Origin of the sequence: Paenibacillus doosanensis, from assembly GCF_025060755.1 — a bacterium.
In the GTDB taxonomy this organism is placed as follows: Bacteria; Bacillota; Bacilli; order Paenibacillales; family NBRC-103111; genus Paenibacillus_S; species Paenibacillus_S doosanensis.
The window spans coordinates 41,823-48,598 of sequence record NZ_JANYUY010000053.1 but is presented as its reverse complement, the minus strand read 5'-3'; the positions used below and the strand labels follow the sequence as shown (position 1 = coordinate 48,598).

General features: G+C 53.2%; 8 protein-coding genes. 2 read left to right on the top strand and 6 right to left on the bottom strand.

What is annotated here, in order from left to right:
• Window positions 1-242 precede the first annotated feature (242 nt).
• The gene (locus tag N0M98_RS27615; protein WP_249861373.1) at window positions 243-392 is read right to left on the bottom strand and encodes a hypothetical protein; all 150 of its coding nucleotides are present in this window, start codon (window positions 390-392) and stop codon (window positions 243-245) included.
• A gap of 129 nt (window positions 393-521) precedes the next feature.
• On the bottom strand, window positions 522-968 hold the full coding sequence (locus N0M98_RS27610; protein WP_249861372.1) for a hypothetical protein: 447 nt from the start codon (window positions 966-968) through the stop codon (window positions 522-524).
• Between the two features lie 265 nt (window positions 969-1,233).
• On the opposite strand from N0M98_RS27610, the gene N0M98_RS27605 reads away from it, so the two are divergent.
• Window positions 1,234-1,608, top strand: a complete 375-nt coding sequence (locus N0M98_RS27605) for a helix-turn-helix domain-containing protein (protein WP_249861371.1) — start codon at window positions 1,234-1,236, stop codon at window positions 1,606-1,608.
• Window positions 1,609-2,107: 499 nt separating this feature from the next.
• Here the strand turns inward: N0M98_RS27605 and N0M98_RS27600 are convergent, their stop codons facing one another.
• Both N0M98_RS27600 and N0M98_RS27595 read right to left on the bottom strand, forming a co-directional pair.
• Window positions 2,108-2,419 carry a DUF2325 domain-containing protein gene (locus N0M98_RS27600; protein WP_249861370.1) on the bottom strand — a complete coding sequence of 104 codons (312 nt, stop codon included), beginning with the start codon at window positions 2,417-2,419 and terminating at the stop codon, window positions 2,108-2,110.
• Window positions 2,420-2,487: 68 nt separating this feature from the next.
• Window positions 2,488-2,619 carry a hypothetical protein gene (locus N0M98_RS27595; RefSeq protein WP_259619765.1) on the bottom strand — a complete coding sequence of 44 codons (132 nt, stop codon included), beginning with the start codon at window positions 2,617-2,619 and terminating at the stop codon, window positions 2,488-2,490.
• A 289-nt stretch (window positions 2,620-2,908) separates the two neighbouring features.
• Between N0M98_RS27595 and nfsA the strand changes: the two genes are divergently transcribed.
• Window positions 2,909-3,643 carry an oxygen-insensitive NADPH nitroreductase gene (gene nfsA / locus N0M98_RS27590; RefSeq protein WP_249861369.1) on the top strand — a complete coding sequence of 245 codons (735 nt, stop codon included), beginning with the start codon at window positions 2,909-2,911 and terminating at the stop codon, window positions 3,641-3,643.
• 139 nt (window positions 3,644-3,782) lie between these two features.
• Here the strand turns inward: nfsA and N0M98_RS27585 are convergent, their stop codons facing one another.
• Together N0M98_RS27585 and N0M98_RS27580 are read right to left on the bottom strand one after the other, a co-directional pair.
• Window positions 3,783-5,117: an AAA family ATPase gene (locus N0M98_RS27585; RefSeq protein WP_249861368.1), complete on the bottom strand. Its 1,335-nt coding sequence runs from the start codon at window positions 5,115-5,117 to the stop codon at window positions 3,783-3,785.
• Between the two features lie 4 nt (window positions 5,118-5,121).
• Window positions 5,122-6,573 (bottom strand): RtcB family protein, encoded by a 1,452-nt coding sequence (locus tag N0M98_RS27580; protein WP_259619764.1) that lies wholly within the window; start codon window positions 6,571-6,573, stop codon window positions 5,122-5,124.
• Window positions 6,574-6,776 lie beyond the last annotated feature (203 nt).

The window sequence follows — 6,776 nt, the reverse complement described above, 5'->3', positions numbered from 1 at the left end:
TGTCCTCCTTGATTTGATGTTGCGGTTGGCAGACCGGCTATCATCTTATCATAAAGGTCAAGGGATTTTTACTCATAGCTATAAGCTTTCCTGAACCCCCAGTCGAACTGGGGGTTTTCTTAGACAATAAAATACCGGACGATTGATACTAATCGTATCATCGGTCCGGTACGAAGGCCTTTGCTCCCTTCTTGCGGAGCTTCCGACAAGATAGACGGCTTCTTTGGGGCAAGCAGCCCGCGCTACTTGTCATTCGGTTTCGGAGGAAGTGGACGTTCATGGCGGATTGACATCAAACTGCTGGTATAATTTTTCCCGTCGATATTCAGCTGCACCATAATTTTTTGGATGTCTAGTTGAATTTTCCCATGATCCAGGTTGTCACCGTTCATTCACAGCACTCCTTTTTCCAGAACATCGGCATGGATTCATACGCTTACCTGGCTTCGGCACCGCCGAATACTAGGATCCTCATAGACTATCGATTCCAAGGTGCAAATTCACTCTCGCAGGCTCCCGGATTAGGTTTGAAAAACTTTCCCAGGGGTAAAATGATAGTAGGAGTAGAACGAGGCGTAGCTTGCTATGGCTTTGGTCACAGCGGATTGAGAGGCTTCCATGAGATGATTGATTTTGGCAAAAAGCATAGATCTCTCAAGTCTGTTCATCTCATATTCCAATTGATAGCGATAGGGAGCGCTCTCGCCGCATCGATGAAGCTTGCTGCCTTGAAATTTCAGGACCGCTTCTTCAAACACAAATTCCAGAGAGAACGTAACGTGCCCCCGGTCCGGCAGCAGCAGCTCCGATACGAATTGAATCTCACCGGAGCTCAGCCCCTCGACCTCAACTAAAGCAAATCCGGTTTGCACGGGGCGGTCGTTCACTTGGCTTATCGACAGTCTGCATTCCATCGAGCGAAGCAGCTTGCGCAAATGAAATTGTTTGTCGTTTTCTTTTTGGTTCACATGACATCTTCCCAACCTTCGTTTTTTTGGGTAAAATAAACTTACGATACATTTTGTAATAAATTAAAATGTCAAGGCGGTTATTGTGGCATCCAGTATATAATTGCCTAGCAAATTCATATACTATCATTAACATACGATACATTTTGTATCAATGTCAATATGACAGAATGCTAACTCCCAAAAAATCCCTGACATTTGAATAATATCCTTGAAAACCCTGATCTATCAACTAACTGATTGTAATCACTGGAGGTAACTATTTATGAAATACGGGGAACGAATAGCATCATTACGTGAAAAACATTCCCTGACGCAGGAGGGGCTTTCTAGCAAACTCGGTATTACTCGCGCTTCTTTGTCGCATTACGAGAATAACCGGAGAGAGCCGGACTACGAAACCATCGTCAGCATAGCGAATTTATTCAACGTTTCTATCGACTACCTCATCGGAAGGACCGACGACCCGCACATTGTGCTGGATGAAGATGTCCGCGAATTCGTCGATTCGTTGGAGCTGTCCAACGAAAAAATTTTGGAGAAATTCTCCTTGACGGTAGACGGAATGAAGCTTACTCCGGAAGAGGCCAAGCGCTTCATCGCCTTTGTCCGCGCCGAACGTTCTATCAATAAAGGCTAGAATAGTTTGCTGCCCGGCCGCGGTCGACGCATTCCTTTCATGCTCGCAACACCGCATTATTTTGACCTTTCATCGGATAACCTCGCCATGTAGATTTACCCTCTCGGATTGTACCTGCGGAACGACTGCCTGTCCAAGAGAGATGATGTCCGTTGCTTCGATCCTATTTCCATTTCGCACTTAGTACAGCAGTTTATAAAAACCATATGGTCGGATTGCATCGTAATCCTTTCCTTTCCCCCTTCTCATACCAGCTTGTTGGCGGGACAAAATCAAGTAAAGATCACCGGATCTGTCGACAGCAGATGGGTGATCTTTATTGTTGCGTAAAATGCCTTTACAGCGCACAAAGAAGCTTCGTCTCTGACCGCCGTGTACAGCGGGAACGAAAGCTTCTTATTCGGTAGAGGGCAATGGCCCGATTAAAGGGAGCAAACCTGAAACCGATCACCCTGCTATGTATATTTGATGCGAAACGGCTAAGGGCGCTCTGCCCTGCTTACTGCTTCGCTCTCATCATTTCGCAAACATGCTCGCAGGAACAAAGCGCCTTTTGCACAGAACACCAGGATCTCTTGGCATAATAGATCGGCAGCTCCTGCTCTTTGGCTTGCTGCTTGATCACCTTGGTTAAGTTGTGGTTAATATAATCCGTCAATACGAGGACCGCGTCCACTTTATCGGGAATGCCCTTGCGGACCATCTGGCATTTGCGTCCGGACATATGCATAACGTCGTCAAAACCGATATTGGCAAGCTGCTCCGGCATATTCCCCAAATGATCTGCTCCTACAACTAAAATCGATGCCACTGGCTTGCCTCCTTTCTTTCTCCAATTCAATATGTGAATGTACGTGTTGAAACTCTTGTCAGCGGCGGCTATGCGCCCTTACGCTTCCCGGAGCTCCACTTGGTAAAATTATATTCGTCGCGCATTCCCCAGCAGTAAAACCCGACAAGCACCATGGATACGAACAAAGCAGGCAATAACAGACACAATACCATTTGCACGAAAGATGCTCCTCCTTATAGGCTTTGTTTACCGTTGATAATAATTCTCATTGCTTATATCCTAATGATAATGGTTCTCATTATCATTGTCAACATGCTTCGAATTATTTTTCTGTACATCCCATAAATTAGTATATTTTTTGTGAATGTATCTCATCCTTATACCGTCTGATGAATATGACTTAGCTCTATGATACAATACAGTACATCAACCGAACCTTCGGAGACCCCTCGCCAAGCCGGGGGCTTTTTATTTACAATCATTAATCAAGAAGGGATTGTGGCCTTTATGAATCCGACCATCGAGCTGCTCCGCAGCCACCGCTCCATCCGCAAATTCAAACCGGACGCCCTCACGAGTGAACAGATCGAAGCGATTATCTCTTCGGCGCAGATGGCGTCGTCCTCCAGCAATGTCCAAGCCTACAGCATTATCGGCGTTACCGATCCGGGCTTGAAGCAGGAGCTGGCGCGGCTCGCCGGCAATCAGGCCTACATCGAGCAATGCGGCCTGTTCCTCGTCTTCGTCGCCGACCTGCACCGGCTCAAAGAAGCGTCCGCGCTGCACGGGCAGCCGTTCCACCATAATACGGAAAGCTTCCTGGTCGCTACCGTCGACGCCACGCTGGCCGCGCAAAACGCCGCTATCGCCGCCGAATCGCTCGGCCTCGGCATCTGCTATATCGGCGGCATCCGCAACAACCCGCAGAACGTATGCGAGCTGCTGCAGCTTCCCGAGCTGACTTATCCGGTCTACGGCATGTGCGTCGGCGTTCCCGACCAAGAGCCTTCCCACCGTCCTCGCCTGCCTCGGCAAGCCGTGTATCACAGCAATCGCTACCATGCCGACAAGGCCGCGCAAGGGACGAAGGAATACGACGAAACAATGTACGAGTATTACAGGGAACGTACGGGCGGCAAGACGCTTACCACTTGGTCCCAAGGCATCGCCGACAAATACGCCAAGCCGGGGCGCGCCCATATCCGTCCGTTCCTCGACTCGCGGGGATTCAAGCTCGAATAAGCGCCGGACGCAAGGCGGCGTATAACTAAACGACAAAGGGAGGAAACTGCCCTGCGCAGCCGTCCTCCCTTTGTTATGCATCCTGAGCTGCACTGCTTTTAGAACGACGGTCAACCCCGCAACCAGCGGCGCTGCTCTTCTATCCTGCGCCGAATCCCATTCTCGCTCCCGCCTGCTCCGCAACCCACTGCTGCGTCCGTGCTTTATTCAGCTCCGCCTTCATATTCTGTATTAGCGCTTCGAGCTTCACTTCCTGCTCGTAATGCTTTTGCAGCGCCGCCGAAGCATACAGCTCGTTCAGCTGCGCAAAGCTGAAGCCTTCCGTCAGTGCGGCCGCCCTCTCCGCCGCCCCGTCGCCCGCGACAAGTTCCAGCCGCTTGCGCTCCAGATACCGGCGGCGCAGCGCCGCATCGGGCAGCCTGATCTCGTATGCGCGGTCAAAACGTCCGGCCCGGTTCATCAGCGCCGGATCGATGTTCTCCGGATAGTTCGTCGTCCCGATCAGAAAGATGCCTTCCTTGGACGTCGCGCCGTCGAGCGTGTTCAGGAAAAACGAGCGGACCAGCCCGGGCATCGAGTCGATATCTTCGATGACGAGCACCATCGGAGCCATCTTCTGAGCGGATTCGAATACATCCTGAATCGATTGGCTGCAGGTATGCTCGGTAATTTGCCAATAAGCGACCGGAGCCCGCGCGCTTCCGGCAATCGATTTGACCAGCGTCGTCTTGCCGTTGCCGGGCCGGCCGTAGAGCAATATGCCCCGTTTGTAGGGAATATCGTACGACGTAAAAAACTGCCGGTCGCGCGAGAAAAATTCGTCGATCGACCGGTAAATTTCCTGCTTCACCCGATCGTCCATCATCACTTCATCGCGGCCGACCGCTCTGGTGATCGGCTCCTGCGAGCGTTCGAGGCCGTTAGGGCCGTCCGTCATCACCGTCACATGCTCCCGGTCGTTCTCCCTTTGCCTGAGAAGCATATAAGCGAGGAAGCGGTCCATGCAATCGTCATCGGCGGCAAAAATATACTCCTCGTCGAAGATTCCGTGCTGCCGGAATACGGGTACTCTCGCCAGCGCAACCCGATAAGCCGGATAGAGGAAGACGTTGTTGCGAATCGAAGCGAAAATGCGGTATCCCGCTTCGGCCTGCTCCCCGCGGTAAGAGAACGATTTCGCTTCGACGCTGTCGTAAATCGATGCCATATGCTCCGCCGCTTCGCTGCCCGAGCGGATATCCTCCTCCAGCATCTCCCACATTTCATTGCCGTAATCATCCTGCACATACATTTGAAACTCGGCTCCGAACCGTTCGGTCAGCATGCTTTGAATGCGCTCGATAGCAAGCGCCGCATCATGATGCGGCGGCGCGCTGTGCGGCGTTCTATGGCTAACGAGGCTGGCAGAGGCTGTCCGCAAGCCGCCGGTCTGCATTGCTCCCCGTGCCGGGGAACCGGTGCGTATCGGAATCATGCGCCTACACCCCCTTGACCGCGGCCAGCGGCTTGCACTTGGCGACGACGCCGGCCAAGCCCGCTCCGACGACGCTGTCGATGATTTGGTCGACATCCTTGTAAGCCTGCGGCGATTCGTCGATCAGCGATTCGAGCGTCCGCTGGTTGACGACAATCTCGTCGTCCGATCCGATGCGCATCGACGAACGGAATTGGTCCATCGTCACCAGACGCTTCGTCGCGCTGCGGGAGCGTATGCGGCCGGCGCCGTGGCATATCGAGTAATAATTGCTTTGGCCGCCGGGCTTGCCGACCATAATATAGGAGGAGGTGCCCATCGACCCGGGGATCAAGGCGGGATGGCCCGTTTCCGCATAGGCATCCGGATTGTCGGGATGACCCGGCGGCAGCGCCCTCGTAGCCCCCTTGCGGTGGACGAACAGCGTTTTCTTGCCATGCTTCTCTTCCCAAGCATAGTTATGCATCAGATCGTACAGAGTGCTCATTTCGAACTTGGAGCCGAACACTTGCTGGCCCGCCTCGCGAATCGCATACGCGATCAGGTGGCGGTTGACGACGGCGTAGTTCAGCGCCGAATACATCAGGTTCACGTACATTTGCCCGCTCTCGCTATCCAACGGGGCGAACAGCAGCTTCGGATCGGCCGTTCCGAGACCGCGGCGGCTCATCATCTTGACGATCTCGCTGCTGCAGTATTGATTGACCGCTCCGCCCCAGGCGCGGGAGCCCGAGTGAATCATAACGGCCACCTGCCCATCCGACAGTCCCCACTGCTCGGCGATGTCTCTGTGATCCTCGTCGATTTCCACGTACTGGATCTCGGCAAAATGATTGCCGTTGCCGAGCGTCCCGAGCTGCCGGTGCGCACGATGATAAACCGTCTCCGGCAGCCGCTCCAAATACGATTCGTCCAAGCCGAATTTGCCGCATTCCACGCGGGTCAGCGAAGTCGCTTTGCGGGGTGTATACCCATCGGGAACGTATTTCTTCGGCAGCCCGGACAGTCCTTTGCGCACGATATGATCGAGCCGGATATCCGAGAAATGCCCCCTCGCCTGCTCTTCCACCGGCAGATGCCGCTCGATCGCTTTGACGAGCTTGCGCCGCAGCTTGACGTCGCGCAGGTCGTCGCGATGCAGATTGGTCAAATGCAGCCGCATGCCGCAGCCGATATCGCTGCCGACGATGGAAGGCGACACGTAACCGTCCGCCATATCCCAGATCGCCGTCGTGCCGATGCAGGTCCCGACCCCCACGTGCACGTCGGGCGTGTAGCTCATATACCGGTTGCCGGGAATTTGCAGATTGTTGTTGGCCATGTCCAGCACTTTATAATCCAGTCCGGCGAACAAGGAGTCGCTGGCATAGACGTGCAGGTCCCCCGCCGGGAGCTGCACCTTGCGGTAATAGGCCTCTTGCGGCCGTTGTTCATTGTCATGAAGTAATCGTTCCATATCTATAGGTCTTTCCTCTCTCATCGTTGATTAGTTGTTTTTCAGGTGCGCGGTTTCATTCGCGATTCCGCTGTACATAGAACAAATCCCCCAAAAGTGACGTGATGCTCTGAAGCTTATTCCGTCCGCATCCAGCTTCGGCTGGATCGGCGTCTAACCAATCCGCCGGGATCGTTCTATGGTTAGACATTACTTTCGGGGGA

What these genes read in the sequence shown, in the direction of transcription:
- N0M98_RS27615 (WP_249861373.1), bottom strand. Translation starts at nt 392, where the DNA reads ATGAACGGTGACAACCTGGATCATGGGAAAATTCAACTAGACATCCAA.
- N0M98_RS27605 (WP_249861371.1), top strand. Translation starts at nt 1,234, where the DNA reads ATGAAATACGGGGAACGAATAGCATCATTACGTGAAAAACATTCCCTG.
- nfsA (WP_249861369.1), top strand. Translation starts at nt 2,909, where the DNA reads ATGAATCCGACCATCGAGCTGCTCCGCAGCCACCGCTCCATCCGCAAA.
- N0M98_RS27585 (WP_249861368.1), bottom strand. Translation starts at nt 5,117, where the DNA reads ATGATTCCGATACGCACCGGTTCCCCGGCACGGGGAGCAATGCAGACC.
- N0M98_RS27580 (WP_259619764.1), bottom strand. Translation starts at nt 6,573, where the DNA reads ATGGAACGATTACTTCATGACAATGAACAACGGCCGCAAGAGGCCTAT.